The 20,100-nt window shown below is 49.5% G+C and carries 13 protein-coding genes; 9 read left to right on the top strand and 4 right to left on the bottom strand.

The annotated features are described in order from the left end of the window. Position 1: 1 nt before the first annotated feature. Genes IEV98_RS16470 through IEV98_RS16460 form a run of 3 tightly spaced genes read left to right on the top strand, consistent with a single transcriptional unit; the run spans position 2 to position 2,593 of the window. Positions 2-553 (top strand): inorganic diphosphatase, encoded by a 552-nt coding sequence (locus IEV98_RS16470; RefSeq protein ID WP_188507111.1) that lies wholly within the window; start codon positions 2-4, stop codon positions 551-553. Continuing rightward, the gene (locus IEV98_RS16465) at positions 553-1,866 is read left to right on the top strand and encodes a hemolysin family protein (protein WP_188507110.1); all 1,314 of its coding nucleotides are present in this window, start codon (positions 553-555) and stop codon (positions 1,864-1,866) included. Before IEV98_RS16470 ends, IEV98_RS16465 begins: the two co-directional genes overlap by 1 nt. Positions 1,867-1,876: 10 nt before the next feature. Further along, a complete protein-coding gene (locus IEV98_RS16460; protein WP_188507109.1) occupies positions 1,877-2,593 on the top strand; it encodes a 16S rRNA (uracil(1498)-N(3))-methyltransferase in 717 nt (238 codons plus the stop codon). A gap of 27 nt (positions 2,594-2,620) precedes the next feature. On the opposite strand, the gene IEV98_RS16455 is transcribed toward IEV98_RS16460, so the two are convergent. Beyond that, positions 2,621-5,137 carry a family 20 glycosylhydrolase gene (locus IEV98_RS16455; RefSeq protein WP_188507108.1) on the bottom strand — a complete coding sequence of 839 codons (2,517 nt, stop codon included), beginning with the start codon at positions 5,135-5,137 and terminating at the stop codon, positions 2,621-2,623. A gap of 214 nt (positions 5,138-5,351) precedes the next feature. On the opposite strand from IEV98_RS16455, the gene IEV98_RS16450 reads away from it, so the two are divergent. The 6 genes from IEV98_RS16450 to cysQ are packed head-to-tail and all read left to right on the top strand — an operon-like array spanning position 5,352 to position 14,423. Continuing rightward, positions 5,352-8,423: a SusC/RagA family TonB-linked outer membrane protein gene (locus IEV98_RS16450; RefSeq protein WP_188507107.1), complete on the top strand. Its 3,072-nt coding sequence runs from the start codon at positions 5,352-5,354 to the stop codon at positions 8,421-8,423. Between the two features lie 19 nt (positions 8,424-8,442). Then, a complete protein-coding gene (locus IEV98_RS16445; RefSeq protein WP_188507106.1) occupies positions 8,443-10,017 on the top strand; it encodes a RagB/SusD family nutrient uptake outer membrane protein in 1,575 nt (524 codons plus the stop codon). Further along, positions 10,017-11,423, top strand: coding sequence for an aryl-sulfate sulfotransferase (locus IEV98_RS16440; protein WP_188507105.1), 1,407 nt, complete (start codon positions 10,017-10,019; stop codon positions 11,421-11,423). The genes IEV98_RS16445 and IEV98_RS16440 overlap by 1 nt, the downstream gene beginning before the upstream one ends. Next, positions 11,408-12,616 carry a chromate efflux transporter gene (chrA, locus tag IEV98_RS16435; protein ID WP_188507104.1) on the top strand — a complete coding sequence of 403 codons (1,209 nt, stop codon included), beginning with the start codon at positions 11,408-11,410 and terminating at the stop codon, positions 12,614-12,616. Before IEV98_RS16440 ends, chrA begins: the two co-directional genes overlap by 16 nt. Before the next feature lie 3 nt (positions 12,617-12,619). Beyond that, positions 12,620-13,630, top strand: coding sequence for a sulfotransferase family protein (locus IEV98_RS16430; protein WP_188507103.1), 1,011 nt, complete (start codon positions 12,620-12,622; stop codon positions 13,628-13,630). After that, positions 13,623-14,423, top strand: coding sequence for a 3'(2'),5'-bisphosphate nucleotidase CysQ (gene cysQ, locus IEV98_RS16425; protein WP_188507102.1), 801 nt, complete (start codon positions 13,623-13,625; stop codon positions 14,421-14,423). Before IEV98_RS16430 ends, cysQ begins: the two co-directional genes overlap by 8 nt. Here the strand turns inward: cysQ and cysC are convergent. The 3 genes from cysC to IEV98_RS16410 are packed head-to-tail and all read right to left on the bottom strand — an operon-like array spanning position 14,372 to position 19,979. Next, a complete protein-coding gene (gene cysC, locus IEV98_RS16420; protein WP_188507101.1) occupies positions 14,372-14,887 on the bottom strand; it encodes an adenylyl-sulfate kinase in 516 nt (171 codons plus the stop codon). The genes cysQ and cysC overlap by 52 nt on opposite strands. A 7-nt stretch (positions 14,888-14,894) precedes the next feature. Continuing rightward, positions 14,895-19,061, bottom strand: coding sequence for a hybrid sensor histidine kinase/response regulator transcription factor (locus IEV98_RS16415; RefSeq protein WP_188507100.1), 4,167 nt, complete (start codon positions 19,059-19,061; stop codon positions 14,895-14,897). A 60-nt stretch (positions 19,062-19,121) separates the two neighbouring features. Beyond that, on the bottom strand, positions 19,122-19,979 hold the full coding sequence (locus IEV98_RS16410; RefSeq protein WP_188507099.1) for a glycoside hydrolase family 16 protein: 858 nt from the start codon (positions 19,977-19,979) through the stop codon (positions 19,122-19,124). Between the last annotated feature and the right edge of the window lie 121 nt (positions 19,980-20,100).

Here is a 20,100-nt window from a genome sequence, read left to right as displayed (position 1 = left end):
AATGAGCATATCCCACCCATGGCATGAAGTATCTCCGGGCGACGATGTCCCCTCGTCCGTTAATGCCATTATTGAGATTCCAAAAGGTTCAAAAGCGAAGTACGAAATAGACAAAGAAAGCGGGCTGATCAAGTTAGACCGTGTTTTGTTTTCGTCAGTGATGTATCCGGCCAATTATGGCTTTATTCCTAAAACCTATTGCGACGACAAAGATCCGCTGGACATTTTGGTACTTTGTTCGGTTGATGTTTACCCAATGAGTATTATCGAGGCCAAGGTCATTGGCGTGATGCATATGATCGATAATGGCGAGCAGGACGATAAGATCATTGCGGTGGCTAAGAACGACATGTCCGTCAATTACATCAGCGATTTATCAGAATTGCCACCACATACGATGAAAGAGATTGTTCGTTTCTTTCAAGACTATAAAGCGTTGGAACGCAAGAACGTTACCATAGAGCGCCTTTTTGGTCGTTCGTATGCATATAAGGTCATACAAGATAGCATCGAATTGTACCAAAAGGAATTTGTTAACCAAACGACGACCTAATGGGTTGGGAGATTTTTTGGACATTTTTCTTGGTGTTTGCAAACGGCTTTTTTGTGGCTGCAGAGTTTGCCATTGTTAAGGTGAGAGCCTCGCAAATCGAGTTGAAAATCAAGACAGGCAGCCAGGTAGCCCAGGTAGCAAAACATATCACCAGCCATTTGGACGGCTATTTGGCCGCCACCCAGTTAGGCATTACGCTATCCTCTCTTGGTTTAGGTTGGATAGGTGAGGCGGTGATGACCGATATCGTGACGGGGGTTTTCGGTTGGTTCAATGTGGAATTGACCGGTACGCTAGCAAAGAATCTGGGCCATGTGCTCGCTTTCAGCATCATCACGGTGTTGCACATTGTATTTGGTGAATTAGCGCCGAAATCCATTGCTATCCAACGTCCTGTGGGTACTACCATGAGTATCGCGTTACCCCTACGCTTTTTCTATGTATTATTCAGGCCGATTATCTGGGTGTTGAACGGTTTCGCCAACCTGCTGCTAAAGCTGATGGGTTTTCGGGTGAATGTAGGGGAGGCCCATCATTCGTCTGAAGAATTGCAATACCTGCTAGATCAGGGTCGGGAGAGCGGTGCGCTAGATACCGTTGAACACGAACTGATAAAAAACGTATTTGATTTTAATGAACGTATCGTGAAGAATATCATGGTGCCACGAACCAAGATTTCGGCGATTGAGATGAACTGCCCCGGAAATGAGTTCATCGAGCGCATCACGAAAGAAGGGTATTCACGGATACCGATTTATGATGACAACATTGATCAAATCATCGGCATCGTACATACCAAAGATATTCTACCTATCATTGCGAAAGGGAAGGAACTGGTACTTCGGAATATCATCCGCAAACCTTATTTTATCCCCGAAACCAAGAAGATTAACGATTTGATGGCGGAATTCCAGCAGAAGCGCATTCAGATAGCGATCGTGCTGGATGAATTCGGTGGTACTGCCGGGATGGTTACCTTGGAAGATATTGTGGAAGAACTGGTCGGCGAAATCCAAGATGAGTACGATGAGGAAACGCCCGTGGTAGAGAAAATATCCGATACGGAATATATGGTCGATGCGAGCGCTAATGTGCATGATGTCAATGAGTTCTTGCCTAAGGAGCTGCCGGAAAGCAACGACTACGATACGATTTCGGGCTTGGTGAGCGATTTGTTCGATAAGATACCTGATGTTGGAGAACACAAAGAGTTCCATGGATATAACTTCATCATCATGAAGAAAACCCAGCAGAATATTGAGTTTGTGAAACTGGAGCTGATTGCTCTTGCAGACGAGGACGACGACGAATAAACCCTTTGATTTGCAACTGTTTTATACACCGGATATCCTACCCCAGCACAAGGCTTTTATCCTGAATGAGGAGGAAAGCAAGCATGCTGTCCGGGTATTGCGGATGGAGAAAGGACATCAGCTTTATCTGATAGATGGAAGGGGTGGACGCTACATTGCCGTCATCACGGACGCACATCCCAAGCGGACAGTACTGGAAATTGTGGATGTGCATCTCGACCATGAAAAAAGATCTTATTACCTGCATGTCGCTATTGCCCCTACCAAAAACAGCGATCGTTTGGAGTGGTTTCTTGAAAAAGCGACCGAAGTGGGCATAGACGAAATCACCCCAATCATCTGCGAACATTCCGAACGTAAAGAGGTGAAGCTTGAACGGTTGAATAAAGTAATGGTTGCCGCCATGAAGCAGTCGTTAAAAGCTTATCTGCCGAAAATAAATCATTCTGTTAAATTTGACGACTTTATTCGACGTAAATTTGAAGGGAAGCGGTTTATTGCCCACTGTGCCGAGGGGGATAAATCTTACCTAAGTACCTTGCTACAACCGTCGGTGCCGTTATTGGTAATGATCGGCCCCGAAGGAGATTTCAGCAAAGGAGAAATTGATGCGGCCCAAGCTCAGGGATTTATCCCCATTACATTTGGTAATGTACGTCTACGCACCGAGACAGCTGCGTTGATGGCCTGTATCGAAACAAACTTATTGAATCGTCTGGGCGTCTAAAATCCGAATATCCGATAATTTCCCTCTTTACCGGTTGTTGACTACCATCATTCGGCTCGATCGGCCTGTCTTCCTGTGAAATACCTTGAGCCGGTATAGGCCTTTCTCCTTCAATGGACCTTGGACTTCCGCATCGGTAATCGAGGGAGTGCCGCCATTAACGGTATAACGCACGGTCAATGCTTCCGACTCGGTGTTCACCAAAACCCGGCCGTCGACGATTTTTACACCCGGTGTGGGTATTCGATACTGGATGTTTTTCCAATAGCGGTCAAATCGTGGTAGGTCTTGGTTCCATAATACGCTGTTGAATCTACCCCATGCGTCGGCATATTGCGCATCGAACGTTTCGTTGGATGCCGTTGCCCACGCCGGTTGCGGCGCCCATGCCCGTTCAGCAAAGGCAATCAACTTAGGGAATAGCATGTAATCAAAATTTTCTCCGTTGATTAGTGTTTCCGACCATAAGGCACATTGCAGACCCTGGATATGCTGTTGACCTTCCGGGGTCAGCCGCACTTTATCGCGCAGCGTAGCGGTGTCAATGGGCCGATCAAGGTCATCACGTAGAAATGTACGGTAGTAATTCTCCGGGATGACCGAAAATATTTTTTCGGGATTCACATAGCCACCCCAGTACATGCCGGGTTCATAGAAACTTCGGGTCGATGCCAGGTCGAGGTACAGGTGGGTTACATTTGAAAGCACAACGTCAAAACCTTGGTTGGCCAGTCGATAGGCTAAGTCTTCGGCACCGGTGCCATACACATTGTTCCATACATCCAAAAGGTAGCCGTTGTTCCGCAGTTGGGGAACGATTTCCATCTTTTTTCTGCCATTTACATTCACGCGTTTCATTCCGATTTCTTCCCATCCCTGCATGCGGATATCCTTCTTGGCCAGTATCCCGCCAACTCGACTGTAAAAGTATTCCCAGAGGTCGTCGGCCGTTTTAAATGAGGGTTTTTCGCGTAGTAGGCGTTGTACCGCCGTAGATTGTTCCCATACACCCGCCGGTACTTCGTCGCCACCCATGTGGACCATCTTTAACTCTGATCCCGCATCTTGGTACATCAGTGTCAATTCGGTAATCACCTTTTCAATGAAGCGGTAGGTAGATTCCATCGCCGGGTTGATGGCATCGTCGCGCCAACCCTGTACCGTACGGTATTCCGATGAATCCCGAAGGTCGCTAAGCAGGTATTCCGTTGCTTTATTGCTATCGGTCTGTGCATAGGCACGGTATCGATGTTCCATCGATTTGATTGCGGCCCGTGCATGTCCGGGTGTTTCAAGCTCCGGGATTACGGTGATAAACCGCTCCTTGGCATAGGTTAAAATATCGACAAAGTCTTTCCGGCTGTAAAACCCGCTGCCGCGTGTAGCGGCGGAATCGGGGCCCGAGCCATGTGATGGAGGCAAGTATCCCATCCCGTCGGCGGTATGCCCGCGGTATCCACCGAAGGAAGTCAACTCCGGCAACCCCGGAATCGCTACACGCCAGCCTTCATCGTCGTTGAAGTGAAAATGCAAGGTATTAATTTTATAAGCCGCCATCCGATCCAGCACCTGTAATAGCTTCTCTTTCGGTAGGAAGTTGCGGGCAACGTCCAGCATCAGTGATCGATGGGCAAAGCGGGGGCGGTCATCCACTTCAAGGCCCGGCAGGATACACTTGCCGTCGCGATAGTGGTCGAGGATCAATCTTTTTAATGTCTGTATCCCATAAAACATACCGGAAGCGGTACCTGCACTGATTTCTATCCCCGTGTTTCCAATACGCAGTTGATAAGCCTCTTCTTCCAGGTTCCAATACTTCAGTTTAATTCCGGCCTTGGTGGGGTCATTAACGGTACGAAGGCCAAGCTGGGTGTATTTTTTTAATTCGTTCGTCAAATAGGTAGCTTGCCCGGCGAACGGATTGTCGGCAATGATCAATGAACCGTCGGTAAGTGTATAAGACTGGCCATTGGATTTCATTGCCTTCGGAGAAGGCAATAGCTGGTCTCCCAAATCAAGGGTATGCTTGGGCGTCAGCCGTTCGTTGCGTTCGTAAATTTCTTGTGCCAATACATTTTCGGGAAAAACCAGGTGGTCGTATTGCGGATTCTCGTTGGTGAACGGGTAATATTGATCCGGTTGGTCGTTGTACACCAGGTAAAACCCGGTTGGAAAATCGGAGATGTTCCGTAGCCGTGCCTGTCGGATGGGGATGACCAATCTGTCGTCCCCCACATGGAAATCAGCTGTTGGCGCTATGTAATTCAAATCCCCATTGACAGGAACAACGGTAAGCTTACCGGCTTCCGCACTGTCGATCTGTGGGTTCTTATACGAGTTGAAATAAAGTTTCCAGTTCTTTCGGTTTAAATCAAGCAATGGAGAAACCTGCAGGTGGATATAGCAAACCGGCTCCAGCTGTCCCTCGGCATCCGTGTGGATTTCGACGTTGTACGTCAGATCGTGCTGAGATTGTCGGCCTGCAACACAAGCCGACAAAAAAAATCCAAAAACCAATCCAATAACCGGTATATTCATTTTCATATGAAAGGCAAAGCTAAGTGGCCGTGTTGAAATCTTTTTTACCATATTCCTGAAAACTTGGGCTACAGTCCGGCTACGGATTCGGATGAATGGACAAAAAATAAGGACTATAGGAATTTTAAGCCATCTTTGGAGCGGTACATTTGTGGGTATGTTGTTGGTGAAGCCAATAATACCCTAAATACCCAATGTACTACATAAATTAACTAACACTATGGTAAATTGTAAACCCAAGTTTATCCGACTGACAAGCCTACTGTTGTTTTTGTGGATGGGAGGAAGTGCCCTGTTGGCAAATGCCCAAACACAGATCAACGTTTCAGGAACTGTTATCGATGAAAACGGAACTGTGCTCAGCGATGTCAATATAGGCGTCGTGGGTGGCGCAACGTTAACCAAATCCACGGAAGCGGGTACGTTCGCGCTTGTGGTGCCGGTAAATAGTCAGCTGGTGTTTTCGCGTGTGGGCTACGCCCGTCAGACACATCAGACCGGTGGATCGTCGGTTACCGGACTAACTATCACACTGGCAGCCGAACAGGAAACACTGGAGGAAGTGGTCGTGGTAGGGTACGGCACCCGGGATAAGAACCTGTTTGCAGGTTCAGCCGTGTCACTCAATGCCGAGGACCTCAATAAATCGTCCATTTCGGTGGGAAATATGTTGCAAGGGAGGGCTGCGGGTGTGCAGGTCAGTCAAAATAACGGTACGCCCGGTGCCGGCTTATCGATCCGCATCCGAGGCACCAACTCAATTAATGCGGATAGTGAACCGCTCTACGTCATCGATGGGTTTCCCGCATCCGAAGGAATCGGAATGACCATCAAACCCGAGGACATCGAAACCATCACCATCTTGAAAGATGCTGCTTCCACGTCCATCTATGGTGCACGCGGGGCAAACGGCGTGGTGTTGGTTACCACGAAAAAAGGGACCGACAAAAAAAGTAACCTGAATGTGAACAGTTCGGTGGGGTACCAGCGTGTCATCGATCGCTATGACTTGATGGGCTCTTATGATTTCGCGCTGCGGCGCAACCGGATGTCAGAGGCAAATGGGGAACTACCTCCGTATTCCGCCGGGCGTTTGGATTCGCTGCAATCCGGGATACTCGGCACCGACTGGCAAAACGAGGTTTTCCAGGTGGGCCGTGTGAACGACCATTCCCTTAGCTTCATCGGCGGAACCAACAAAACCGGCGTGTACACCAGTTTCGACTACCTGGGACAGGAGGGGGTTGTCGTACATTCTAAATACAAGCGGATTGGGGCACGTATCAACGTGGACCATCATGTGAGCGATCAATTTACACTTTCAGGTCGTGTATTCGGAAACTATGGCATCCAGAACGATCTTCCCCTGGCACCGTCAACCATTAACGGATTCCTGAAACAGGTGCTGAGTGCGAATCCTGCGTCGACATTTGATTCGGGTGTTCCCCCACGGCTGGATGCACAAAACCCGTTACACTTCGTGGAGGCGGAAGACCGCGAAAACACAAGCTACCGGACCAATGGATATTTCTCGATGAAGTATGAACCGATCCGGGACCTCTTTCTGCAAGCGGATTTCGGAGCAGACCTGAATAGAACGGAGCAATTTTATTTTGCGCCGTCCACGGTGCCCAATGCATCAGCTACCAAGGGTCGGGGATCTATTGTGTCATTTGATGCAAAAGAGCTTATCTTCAACCCCACCGCTCGCTACAACCGTACATTTGAGAAACACAATATCGGACTGCTGGCCGGTTATAACTACCAAACGTATCTCTATTTCGAATACGGAACCAACGCCACCAATTTCGCCAGCGACAATCTGGGATATAATAACCTGGGTACTGCGCAGAATTTTACCAGCTACTCGGCCCGTAACCGTACCAATCGTGCCAGCTGGTTCGGCCGTGTCGACTATGACTACGATGCGCGTTATAGCTTGACAGCAACCTACCGCATCGACGGATCTTCGGTATTCGGCAAGTCCAATAAATTGGGCTATTTTCCTTCGGTAGCTGCCGCTTGGAATGTGAAGAATGAAAGTTTTGCCGAAGATGTGACGTGGCTTTCGCAAGCCAAGCTGCGGGCCAGCTACGGCCTGACGGGCAATGACCGGATCAGCCCGGGTATTTCCCTGGCTACCTATGCCAGTAACAACTCCACCAAATACACGGAAGACGGCCTCACGACAGTCAACGGGATCGCCGTGACCCGGCTTTCAAACCAGAATCTAAAATGGGAAAGCACGAAGGCGCTGGATATCGGGGTGGATATCGGTTTTGTTAACGACCGGATCGTCCTGATAGCCGACTATTACGACAAGTATACCGACAACCTGTTGTTGGATCGGAACATCGCACCCTCCACGGGATTCTTATTCCGGACGGGCAATGCGGGGGCAGTATCCAACAAGGGATGGGAATTTGCATTGCAGACGGTTAACGTGCGGAATGATCACTTGGAGTGGAATACATCGATCAACTATTCCCGCAACCGCAACCGTGTCCGCGAATTGGGCAGCAACAATGCCGATATTTATGTAGGATCTGTCAAACCCGACGGTGCTGCAAATTTTGAAGACCCTTTCATTATCCGTGTGGGCGAGTCCATCGGTTCCATTAACGGATACCTGTACGACGGTATCCTGTTGCCCGACGATCCCGCACTGACAACCACACACCCCAACGCCCAGGCGGGTGACCCCAAATACGTGGATGCGAACGGAGATGGCATCCTCAACACGGAAGATCGTGTGGTACTCGGAACGGGTGTGCCTACTTCCTTTTTCGGGATGACCAATAGCTTGGGCTATAAAGGATTTAATCTGACGGTGGTGCTTCAGGGGCAGGCCGGAGGTAAATTGGTGAATGTGCAAAGCTTGGATATGATGGACCCGCTATCAACCGGAAACGTACTGGCTTCCACCGAAGCAGAAACGTGGACGCCGGATAATCCAAACGGCACGCTGCCTCAACGCGGTTTTTACGGTACCAGCCACGGCGGGTGGGTGAATTCCCGGTTTGTGGAGAGTTCCGATTACCTGCGTGTCAAGAATGTAACGCTGGCCTATCAGGTTCCGTCTTCCCTGTTGTCGAAAATCCGGGTGGCGCAGTTACAGCTTTATGTCAACGCGCAGAACCTGCATACCTGGACTTCGTACACTGGACTGGATCCCGAAATCGGGAACCTGGTTTCGAACGACCAGCAAAATAGGAATGTTGGAAGAGGCCTTGATTTCAATGCCTATCCACTGGCCAAAATGTATATCTTTGGATTGAGGTTGACTTTTTAACTATACAAATCAAACAGTAATGAACTACTACGTAAAACCAACCTTATATGTGTTCCTGCTCTGCTCATTTTTGCCGATCTCCTGTGAGAACGGCCTGCAGGAAGAGTCGTATTCTGTTTTTGACGAGACAACGCTCACCAAACCGGAAAACGGTTTGCAGGGGGTACGCGGTGTGTATGCCGCACTCCGGGATAACGGTGGAAATGGGTATTATGCTGGTTACTTGCATCAGTTAACGGAATATCCATCGGATATCGTTACGACCAAACCTGATAGCCGGCAAGGAATCCAGCTCGACCAATTGACCTACGATGCCAGTAATTCCATTATCAACGACGTGTGGGCGAGCATCTTCCGGTTGATTTCAAGAGCCAACGAGTCGGAATACCTCATCGGCAAGATCGACTACACGGGCAACGGCGAGTCGGAAGAAGTCAAAATGCAGCATCTGGCAGAAGTCCGTTTCCTACGTGCCCTGGCTTATTACGATGCGACATCGCTGTGGGGGGATGTGCCGCTGAACCTGAAATCGTCGGCTGATTTTACCGAAGCAGACGAGAATCCACCGTTGGTGGCACAGGCAACTGTTGAAGAGCAGATCGTTATCGATCTGCAATATGCCCAAGAACACCTTCCGCTGAGTTATCCCGCGGAACTAAACGGTCGTGCCACAAAGGCTGCTGCCCAAGGACTATTGGCCAGGTTGTATATGCGGCGGGGGGAATGGCAGAAGGCCGCCGATAAATGTGGCGAGATTATCACAGCGGGTGAGTATGATTTACGTGCCCCAGGCGAGGGCGGTGTGGTTGCGTTGTTTGACAACATGAACCGATCGGATAATGAATTTATCTTTGTGATGAAATCATCGAGCGAACCGGGATCGTATGGCATTCTCTCCAACAGTTTCGGTATCCAGTCCGTACCCTGGGATTACAACCGCGGTTGGGGTAACTTCCCGATCCATCGTGAATTTTATGCGAAATTTAATCCGCAGGATCAGCGCCGTCAGTTACTGCTGGGTACCTATAAAGCGTTGTACGGACAAATCATCACGTTACCCAAGGAGTTTGGCGGCGAAGGCGGGAGCTTGCCCGATACGGTGCAAGCGCAGTTTACCTTCGGCCTCAAATATCCCCACGTCAACAATTATAACTACGCCGGATATAACAACGTCAGCATCATCCGGTATTCCGATATCCTGCTGATGCGGGCCGAAGCGCTCAATGAACTAAACGGCCCTAATGACGAATCCATCTCCTTGATCGATGATGTGCGGGAACGCAGCAACGTATCGGCTATCCAGCTGTCAGACTTTTCTTCGAAAGAAACGTTGCGCGACTTTATCTTTGACGAACGCGGATTGGAGTTGTTTATGGAAGGGCGCCGTCGGGACGACTTGATCCGATGGGGACGCAGTGCCACCAACGGCGCCGACCCCTTATTGAAGTTTAAAGAAAAAGTCAAGCCGTTGCTTCGCGATCAGAACACCTATTCGGATGCGGTCAACTATGCGTTGTATCCCTATCCGATTCAGGAAATCCAGGCAAATACATCGCTGGATATCAGTATTAACCAAGGACGGGTAAGACAGTAATGAGGCGAAACCTCGTCGTGTATATCGTGATTGCGGTGCTGATTCTGGTCGGCACCGTATCCCTTTATCAGGCATTGCGGCCGTTGAATATCGAAAAGATTGAGCTGCATTACCTACCTGAGAATCGTTTGCGCGTGCGAGTTAACGTTACGACGAATAAATCGTCGTCGGTGCAGATCAAGTACTGGCTGGACGGCAGCAGGGATACCCTGTGGTCTGATGTGTATGCCGACGAATCCGATCATGCTGTTATCCTGTATAACTTCCTGCCCCAACGCCAATATGCCTATCAGGTAAAAGCACAGCGGGGATCCGATACCGACTGGAGTAACGTATATTCCATTGAAACTAAGTCCATTTATCACGCTACTCCTTATTTTACATTGGATAGCTTGGTCGACTCGATCCGGGAGGATATGCAATCACGGTATTTCCTGACGCAGATCCTGACCGAGCCTGGCGCCGCGGTGATCCTGAACGGACTGGGGGATATGGTATGGTATGAACCTTTCTCAAAGGGCGTGAAAGTGTCTTCCTGGACACCCGATCGTACGGTATTATGTATTGTCGGTTCGGAAGATATCCCTTCATCGGGAGGAGATGAAATTGTGGAGGTAAATCTCAAAGGCGAATACCTGAAACATTTCAAAGTAGGGCAGGGGGATATGGATAAAATGGTGCACCACGAGGTACGCAAGGATGCAGACGGCAATATTTACGCCATCACGTTTGACCACAAAGTGTTTGACCTGAGTACCGCAGGTGGCGGACCCGCCGATACGGTCAAGGCCGATGGCATCGTGGTCTTTGATCCCGACGGAAAGAAGATCTGGGAGTGGTCGGTGCTGGACCACCTCGACGTGCTGCATTACCCAACCATCTTGAAGGACAAAAGCGATCTCGTGCACGGCAATGCACTGTATGACGACGGAAACGGACACTTTCTGATGTCATTCCGCGATTTAAACCAGATTTGGAAAATCAACAGGAAAACCGGGGACGTGGTATGGAAATTTGGTCAGGGAGGCGATTTTACCATGCAGGAAGATGACCTGTTTTTTGCACAACATTATGTCCACATAAATCGGCGTGGCGAGTTGATGATACTGGATAATGGGGTCAAGCGGAAACAGTCGAGGGCGCTGGCTTTTAAGCTGGATGAAACCAACAGACAGTATCGCCGTGTCCTGGAAATCAAGTACCCACCCGCATTCTTCTCATCGGTAAAAGGTAATTCAGCACTATTGGGTGAAAGCAGTGTGCTCACTTGTTTGACCGACCCCCGCTTATTTGTGCTGTCAGACTACGAAGGTAACCTGCTTTGGAAAATCAGTATCGGGGGCGATCCCTATCGCATCGAAGAAGTACCTTTGCTAACCACCACCACGCCATGGACAGCCAACTGACGACCCATCGCCCGACGCACGCGGCAGCCCCATCGCTGCTGGAGCTTTCGTGGGGCATTTTCAAGGTGGGAGCGGTGGCATTTGGTGGCCATGCGGCCCTGGTGGTCATGGTGGAACGTTACCTGGTTGGGCAGAAAAAGATTTTCAGTAGTGAGGATGTATTAAATGCCATGAGCTTGGCCACACTCTTGCCAGGGCCGATGGCCGTCAACGTGGTCTGCTACCTGGGATACCGGTTAGGTGGCTGGTTAGGAGCGGGTGTGTTTTTTGTTGCGATTGCTGCTCCACCCACGATCCTGATGGTCGCTATTGCGGCCTGGTATTATCAGTCAGCGGGCCAACCCGGAGGGGGCGGTTCAAATCTATTTGTGTTGCTGGCGGTGGCTGCCGTAGTCTTGTCTACGGGGTTTACCTTGTACAAAAAGCAGATCGGCAAGGATCGGACAGGATTGTTGCTATGCCTGGGCGCATTGGCCACGACGCTCCTATATCGTGGCTTTGCCGGCTCTATCGTATTGATTCTGGTGGGTGCGGCAGTAGGTTATCTGCGCTACCGAAAGGAGTCAGTTCCGTCGGTTCGGATGCCGCGTGCCCCTTCCCGGTCGCACGTGAATATTTTTATCATTTCCCTGCTGTTGATCATACTGGTTGGGTATTTACTGGGAGGTTATCGCTTCGTACCCTATGGCTCCTGGCAGGTGCTGTCGGTTTTCAGCGGGATGAGCCTGACGCTTTTCGGCGGCGGGATGGTTATTATACCCTACATGCAATCCATACTGGTCGACGAACTGCATTGGCTTCCGGTAAAGGAATATGTGGATGCCATCGCATTCGGACAGATTACGCCGGGGCCTATTCTCGTCAGTGTTACGTTTATCGGTTATAAAATTGCGGGTATGCTAGGGGCGGTATTGGCAACCTTGGCGATTTTTGTTCCCTCGGCCAGCTTGATGATCGTGCTGGCACAGTACATCAACTACCAGCAAAACGGGATCAAAGCCGTGTTTAAGGGCATCCGACCGGTGGTAATCGGGATGATCCTAGCAGCAGGTGTCCAGCTGGTCATGGTGGTGCCGCATTTTTCGTGGCCCGCCGTATTGTTTGGGTTGGCTGGATTAGCAGCATTATCTTTCACCCGGTTGAATCCGATCTATTTGATTCTGCTAGGATTTATCATCGACTATATTTTTTGATTTATGGAGGAGATACAAGGTATACAAATCATCGGCACCCAACGGTCGGGTTCCAACCTGCTCCGGGTGATTCTCAACCAGTCCGAGCAATTGGTTTCTCCGCATCCGGCTCACCTGTTGACTAATTTCGAGCCATTGCTGCCCTACTACGGTACATTGGATGCGGTTTCTTACCGGCGTCTTGTGGATGATGTGATTGATTATATCCACGTGAATCCGGTCGACTGGGGTGTGCGCCTGGATCACGATGAAATCTATCGGATGGCCGATCAATTCAATCTTTTCGAGCTGAACAAGCATATTTACGAATTTCTGGCCCGCCAATGCGGTGCGGGATATTGGTGTTGCAAAAGTATGGGTAATATGTACTTTTCCGACGAGTTGGAAAAGGCATCGCCCAACCTGAAATATATTTACCTCTATCGCGACGGGCGCGATGTAGCGCTGTCGTTTCAGAAAGCGATCGTCGGCGAAAAACACGCATATCACATTGCAAATCAGTGGCATAAGGACCAGCAGGCCTGTCTGAAATTGCGTGATCGGGTACCTCCTGAACGGTTCTTTATGCTCAACTATGAGCAGCTTATCCGGTACCCGGAACAAACCATCCGGCAATTATGTGCATTTTTGGGAATCGATTTTCAGGATGCGATGCTGCACTACTATACCTCGGACGAATCCCGGCGGACGGCCGAGGGAGGCGCCATGTGGACGAACCTAACGAAGCCGGTCATGCAGGGGAACTGCAATAAATTCCTGCGCGAAATGCCCGCTGAGGATATCCGTATATTCGAATCGGTGGCGTTGGAGAGTTTGGTAGCATTGGGCTACGAGCCCGTTACCCCGGCAACCCGCCTGTTAAATTTCACGTCGGAAGACGTTGCCGTTTTCAACGAAAAAAATGCGCAGTTGAAGCGTGGGTTTACGGCTCCTGAAGACGACAAAAAAAGGAGGCAGCCCCAGCTTGATCTGATTAACCGAGTCAAGGAAACCGAAGTTAGTGTATATGGATAGCGAAAGTGACATCCTAGCCGTGGCTGACATTGCGCGGAAGGCCGGGAAGGCTATCCTGGAGATCTATCATACCGATACAGCTAAATGGGAAATCCAACAGAAAAATGATCATTCACCCCTTACCCTAGCGGATAGGATATCCCATCGGATTATCAGCGACGGCCTGACTCATCTTTATCCGGAAGTCCCCATCCTATCGGAAGAAGGGAAAGACATTTCCTACGAAAAGCGGAAGAAGATGGACCGTTACTGGTGCGTGGATCCGTTGGACGGCACGAAAGAGTTTATTTCCCGCAACGGGGAGTTTACGGTCAATATCGCACTAATCGTAGCGAACGAACCTGTTTTTGGTGTGATTTACGTGCCCGTAACGGATGTATTGTACTACGGTATGAAAGGCCAGGGTAGCTTTAAAATAGCTGCTGGGAAAACCGAACGTATACAGGCGAGCGCAAGCAACGATCCGGTCGCCGTAGGCAGTAAATCGCACAAAACCGTAGAAGAGGAAGCCTTTTTATCTTCCCTGAACGTCCGGAACGTGGTCAGCATCGGAAGCTCGTTGAAATTCTGCCTGATTGCGGAGGGCAACGCACAGGTCTATTACCGGCACGGCCCTACTATGGAGTGGGATACCGCTGCGGGACACGCCATTGCCGTTGCCAGCGGTGCACGGATGACCAATGCGGATGGAAGCGCCTTTGTGTATAACAAACCCCGTTTGGTCAACGGCAGTTTCGTCTGCTACTCGGTCAGCCTACGCCATAAAATATCCATGCTTTCTTCCGGAGTGTGATGTCTTGTGTCAATGGATAAGACTCCTGTATCCGGTGGCTCAAAAGAGGCAGATACCCCCGTGAAATCTGAAATGAGGTGCTTTCTGGCCTGTTGGTAAAGGCCTTTTACATCCCGGCGTTCGCATTCGGAAGCTGGGCAATCCAGATAAACGAGCAGCAGGTCTTCGCCTACAATCCGGGATATCAGTTGCCGGTGCGCGTCCAGAGGGGTGATAAAGCTGCCAATGCAGACGATATTTCGTTTCACCAATAGGTTGGCGATGTGGCTGGCACGCCGGATATTCTCCGCTCGGTCTTCGTTGGAAAACCCCAGATCGGAATTCAATCCTGCCCTTAATTCATCGCCATCCAGCAGCACGGCGCTCTGGCCGTGTTTTTCCAGCTTTTCGGCAAGCAGCCGCGAAAGTGTCGTTTTGCCGGCCCCTGATAAACCAAAGAGCCATATTACCTTTTTGTTGATCATGTCGGGTTCATTTCGGATTTTTCTGATAGGCTTTGGGCGATACGTTCATCTGCTTGGAAAACGACTTCGAAAAGTAGGATACGGAATTGAATCCCACGGAGTAAGCAATCTGGCTAACATTCATTTTGCCTTCGTGCAATAGTTTCTCCGCTTCCGCCAGGCGGATGGATTTGATGTAGTCGTGCACGCCCTTGCCGGTAATGGCCTTGAATTTGGCATAGAGGATGGAACGGCTCATGCCGAATTGGCGGCACAGGCTTTTGTAATCGAGGTCATATTCCGTCATATGGGTCACCACAAAATCCCGTACATCTTCCATAAAAGCTTTGTCGAGTTCGGATAGTCCCAGATCGGCTGTCTCGGGTGTGCTTTCATCGATCAGCTCTTTCGAGGTTGGTTTGGGCCGATCCAGGAAATTACCGATCACGGCAAGCAATAGATCGGCATGAACGGGTTTGGTTAAGTAAATATCTGCCCCCGCTTTATACCCCAGTAGCTGACTGGCTTCCTGATCTTCACCGGTCAACAACAATATAGGTATGTGCGACGTCATGAGATCGCTTTTTATCGATTTCGTTAATGACAATCCATCGATGCCCGGCATGATCAGATCGGTGATGATCAGGTCGGGCTGCGTTTTGCGTGCAATGTCCAGTCCTTCCTGGCCGTTGCGGGCTTCATCCACTTCAAAGTAATTTTCCAGCATATGCCTGAGCAGGGATCGGATGCTTTGGTTATCGTCGACCACCAGGACGCGCACATTGGCGAATTTGTGCAGCGATTCGGCGACCATTGGAGTGGGGGCGAGGAGATCCCGTTGGTGATTCCCGGAGTCGCCCCGCACATTCGGCAGCGAAATGGTGAATACCGATCCCTTGCCTTTGGCACTTTGTATGGACAGCTCACCGTTGTGGGCTCTGATAAATTCCCGGCATATCTGAAAGCCTAGGCCTGTACCGGTTTCACCGTTGGTGCCGATGGTCGAATCCGATTGATCCTGAAAGATTTTTTCGATTTGGGCGGTGTCCATACCAATCCCGTTGTCCCGGATCTTGATGCGGACATACCCTTCATCGTTGATGCATTCAAAGGCTACCCGTCCACCGTCGTTGGTATATTTAATGGAATTACTTAAAATATTCCGGATGATGGTATTGATCATCTGATAGTCTGCGAACAGCTGCACACCGGGGTCTACCGATACGTTGCACTGAATGTGTTTGCCCTGTAGTTGTAGATTGAACAGATAGATGTTCTTTTGGATGAGGTCATATAGATTGAATGATTTCGGCGAAAAATGCAGCTTATTGGTTTTGGTTTTTCCCCATTCCAGCAGGTTGATGACCAGGTTGCTCAGCGAATTGGACGAAAGGCTAAGGTCTTCGATATACGCCGTAATCTCCTTTCTGGAAAGGTGCGGAAGATTCTCTTTCAGCAAATCGGTAAGCCCTGTGAGTGCAGAGAGCGGATTTTTCAGATCATGCACCAGAATGGAGAGGAACTTGTCCTTCATCTGGTTACTCGTTTCCAGTTCGCTGATGACCGTTTCCAGTTTGCTGTTTTGCTCGATGATCTTTTGCTGTTGCCGGCTGATTTCTTCGTTTTTTAGCGCGAGTGTGGTATTCTGATTCCGGATTTCCTGGTTGGTCGTCTGTAATTCGCTGTTGGCATTATGCAATTGGGTTGTTTTTTCAGCAATTTTTCGTTCCAACATGGTATTTTGCCGGCGGATGCTCCGGAGTCGGTAGTAGTAGCTAGATAGAATGACGACTGATACCAAAACGACAGCGAGGGTTTTAAACCACCACGTCAGCCAGAACGGTGGGGTAATGGCTATCCGGATACTGGCTACATTATCCGACCAACTGCCGCTGTTGTCTACCCCTCTCACAAGCAAGTTATATGTGCCCGGCGGGAGGTTGTTGAATGATAGGGTATTTTTATTCCCCAATGGCAGCCATTTGTTATCCAGCCCATCGAGCTTGTAGGCATAGGTCTTCAGGGCTGGATCCACATAGTTGAGTGAAGCAAATTCGACCGAAAAAATATTTTGCGTATGATTCAGCGTAATGGTTTCTGTGTAGTTGATATCCTGCGCCAACGGGGTCGGTTGTTGCGGCGTGCTGATGGGGACGTCGACATTGCCCAGCTGAAAATTCGTAAATACCAGAGAGGGGGTATAATTCCGGGGTTTAACACCGGATTTGTTGATCACATTGAGCCCGTTGACCCCACCAAAATAGAGGTTTCCTTCGCGGTCTACGAGCTTAGCCCGCCTGAATTCATCGCCTTGCAGGCCATTGGAGGGCATGTAGTTGACCATCGCCTGCGTGCGGTCGTCGATTTTCGTGATGCCTTTATTCGTCGCCGCCCAGATATGCCCGTAGTTATCTGTCACAATCGCATTGACAATGTCGCTTTGGAGGGCAGAATTGGAAGTAAAATAGATGGTATTTCGTTTGTGCGCATCATCCAGTTTATTGAGTCCGTAGGAGGTTCCAACCCAGATGTTACCGTGCCGGTCTTCGGCAAAGCTTTTTACAGTGTTGTTGGAAAGCGGGTTGCCGGCTAGTTCTGAATCGGTGGTGATTACATCGAATGAACCGGTTTCGGGACTATATAACCCGATGCCGCTACCTTCGGTTCCCATCCAGATCGTCCCATCGGAAGACTCAAAGAGGGAAAGTATGTGGTTGCTGTTTATGTCTTTCTCCATCCCGTAATGCCGGAATCGGTCTTCCGCTGGGTCATACACCGTCAACCCGCCCCCGTATGTGCCGATCCAGATCCGGCCGCGCCGGTCTTTCAGCATACTGTTGATATTATTGCTTTTCAGCTCCGGTGTGTTGGTCGTATTTACTCTTTTTACGCCCTTTCTCCCCCGATGGTAGCGGTAAATCCCCTCTCCCCAGGTACCGACCCACAATTCATCGTCATTGCCTTCGGTGATCGAAACTACGTAGCGTCCCGCACCCGGCTGTTGAAAGAGGATGTCGCGCCCGTTGGCAAAGGCGTTTTGGGCTTTGTCAAACCGATTAAGTCCACCGCCGTCTGTACCGATCCAGATATTGCCTCCTGCATCCTGAAAAAGGCAATTTATGATGTTATTGTTCAGGCTGTGGGGATTATCGGTGTTCCGGAAATGCAGGATATTGATTTCATCGATATTGACCATGGATATACCTGCACCGGATGTTCCAACCCACATATTGCCTTTCCGATCCCGTTGGATGCAGTTGATGGAGTTGCTTGTAATGCTCCGGGCATCCTGTTTATCTGCGCGGTATATTTTACAGCGCCGTTGGGGCAGATTCAGGATATACAGCCCTTCGTTTTCGGTGCCGCACCAAATCTGCCCATCGATATCTTCGCCGATGCACAGAACTTTCGTCTGTCCGATGAGTTTACCGGCGAAATCGAGCCGTGCGTTGGTAAAGCGACCTTGCGTTGGGTCAAAGTAGTATATTCCTGACGTTGCTGAACTTGCCCAGGTCCGCCCCGATTGATCGATGTGGATATCCGTAACGGGGCCATCGTTGAGTGCCTCGTACCGATGGATGATCCGGCCTTTCGGGTCGGTAACGACCACGCCTTGCTGGTAGGTGCCCACCCACAGGTTTCCTTGCGGATCCTGTTCCGTGCAGGTGACTGGGAAGTCGACTTCGGTAGCTGTAATCTTTTTTTGCTGGTGATCGTAAATCAATAATCCGGATAATCGGCTGCAAAGCAATACATCGCCTTCCCGGGTTGTCGAGAAGGAAATAACGTTGGACAAATCCGTCGCTTTATCGGCTAGGTAAACATCCGCGCCCTTGATCCGACGGGTAACGGGATCGAAGATGTTGGGACATTCCGAATCAGATGTGGCAATCCATAGCTGTTTGTCGCGATCCTGAACGATGGATTTGATGTCGTTGGAATACAGGGTTTGTTCGTTATCCGGGGTTTTCCGTATAATATGGAATTGATAGCTGTCGTATTTGTTGATTCCATCCTGTGTGCCAAACCACAGGAACCCTAAGTCGTCTTCGAAGATGGTCTGTATGGTGTTTTGGGAAAGGCCGTCTGATGTTTTCAGCTGCTTGAATTTCAAATAATCCCATTGAGCCCGGGCAAGCATGCAATTGCTCAGACAGATCAACAGAAGGCAGCAACGGAACCAGACCCTACTCATATCGGATATATACAAACCTAGCTATATTTACTGGGTATGCAATATAGCTAAGTTTTTGGATTATGGGGTAAAGATGAAATCGTTTACGATGACCTCCACACTCGGACTGTTCAGCTCGTAGTTTATCACATTTTTGTATTTTGTCCATAGCTGAATGTAGACCGGCATTGCCTTCGTTGGTACGTTGCCCGGCTCGTCAAATACCCATCCCGTCGTGCCACCCGGTATGTTTGTAAACAACGATGCAGTGCCATGACCGTGATAACTTTTGAAGGTTATTTTATTGGGTTCCCGCGTATAGGTATGCGTGGTATACGTCCCATCCAAGGGTTCGGAATAGTCGATGTGCACATAATTTACCTCCGGGTTGGAAGTCGTTACCTGATTCCGGTATACCGTATAATTGCACCAGTTGGCGGAAGGGTTATTCCAGCGCGTAAATTCGAAGTCTATCTCATTGATGTAATCGGTTCCTCCGTATTGGAACAAGCCGAAGATCACATCTTTTTGTAATCCGCTTAGATCGCTGTCGACTTTCCAGGTATACGTGCCATACTGATAGTCATTTTCACTCTGTAATTCAGCACACAGGTAACGGCCATCGGGTTGCCGGGTGATTTTCAAGTGCAGCTTGTCCTGTTCATCCACCCATACATTTTGGCTGCTCCAGATATTCTCCCCCGGCCCTCTTGGTTCTTCGCGATTGGTTGCATGCTTCACCAGCCAAGTGATGCCCTTCCATTCGATCCGATATTGACCATCTACACCAAGGGTAGGGGTTATGATATCAGCTGCCGACTCTTCATGTATTGGGAAGGTTTCCGCTCTTGGTTCCGTGACCAAGGTGTCTCCCCGCTCACAGGCGAAGCAAGGGTTGAGAAAAAAAAATGCGGCAAAAGCGTTTCGGATTGTCTTCATAAATTTGCGATTGAATGTTGATTTATCAATAACGTCAAATTTAATGCAGCAGGCCGCCTAAAAATTTCCTATATGCCTTATTTTTGGTTAGATAGTCCGATGAAGTATATCAAACAAGCCT

Origin of the sequence: Parapedobacter pyrenivorans (assembly GCF_014636865.1) — a bacterium.
Classification (GTDB): Bacteria; Bacteroidota; Bacteroidia; order Sphingobacteriales; family Sphingobacteriaceae; genus Parapedobacter; species Parapedobacter pyrenivorans.
The sequence above is the reverse complement of the archived record's forward strand: the minus strand, read 5'-3'. Positions and strand labels throughout refer to the sequence as shown.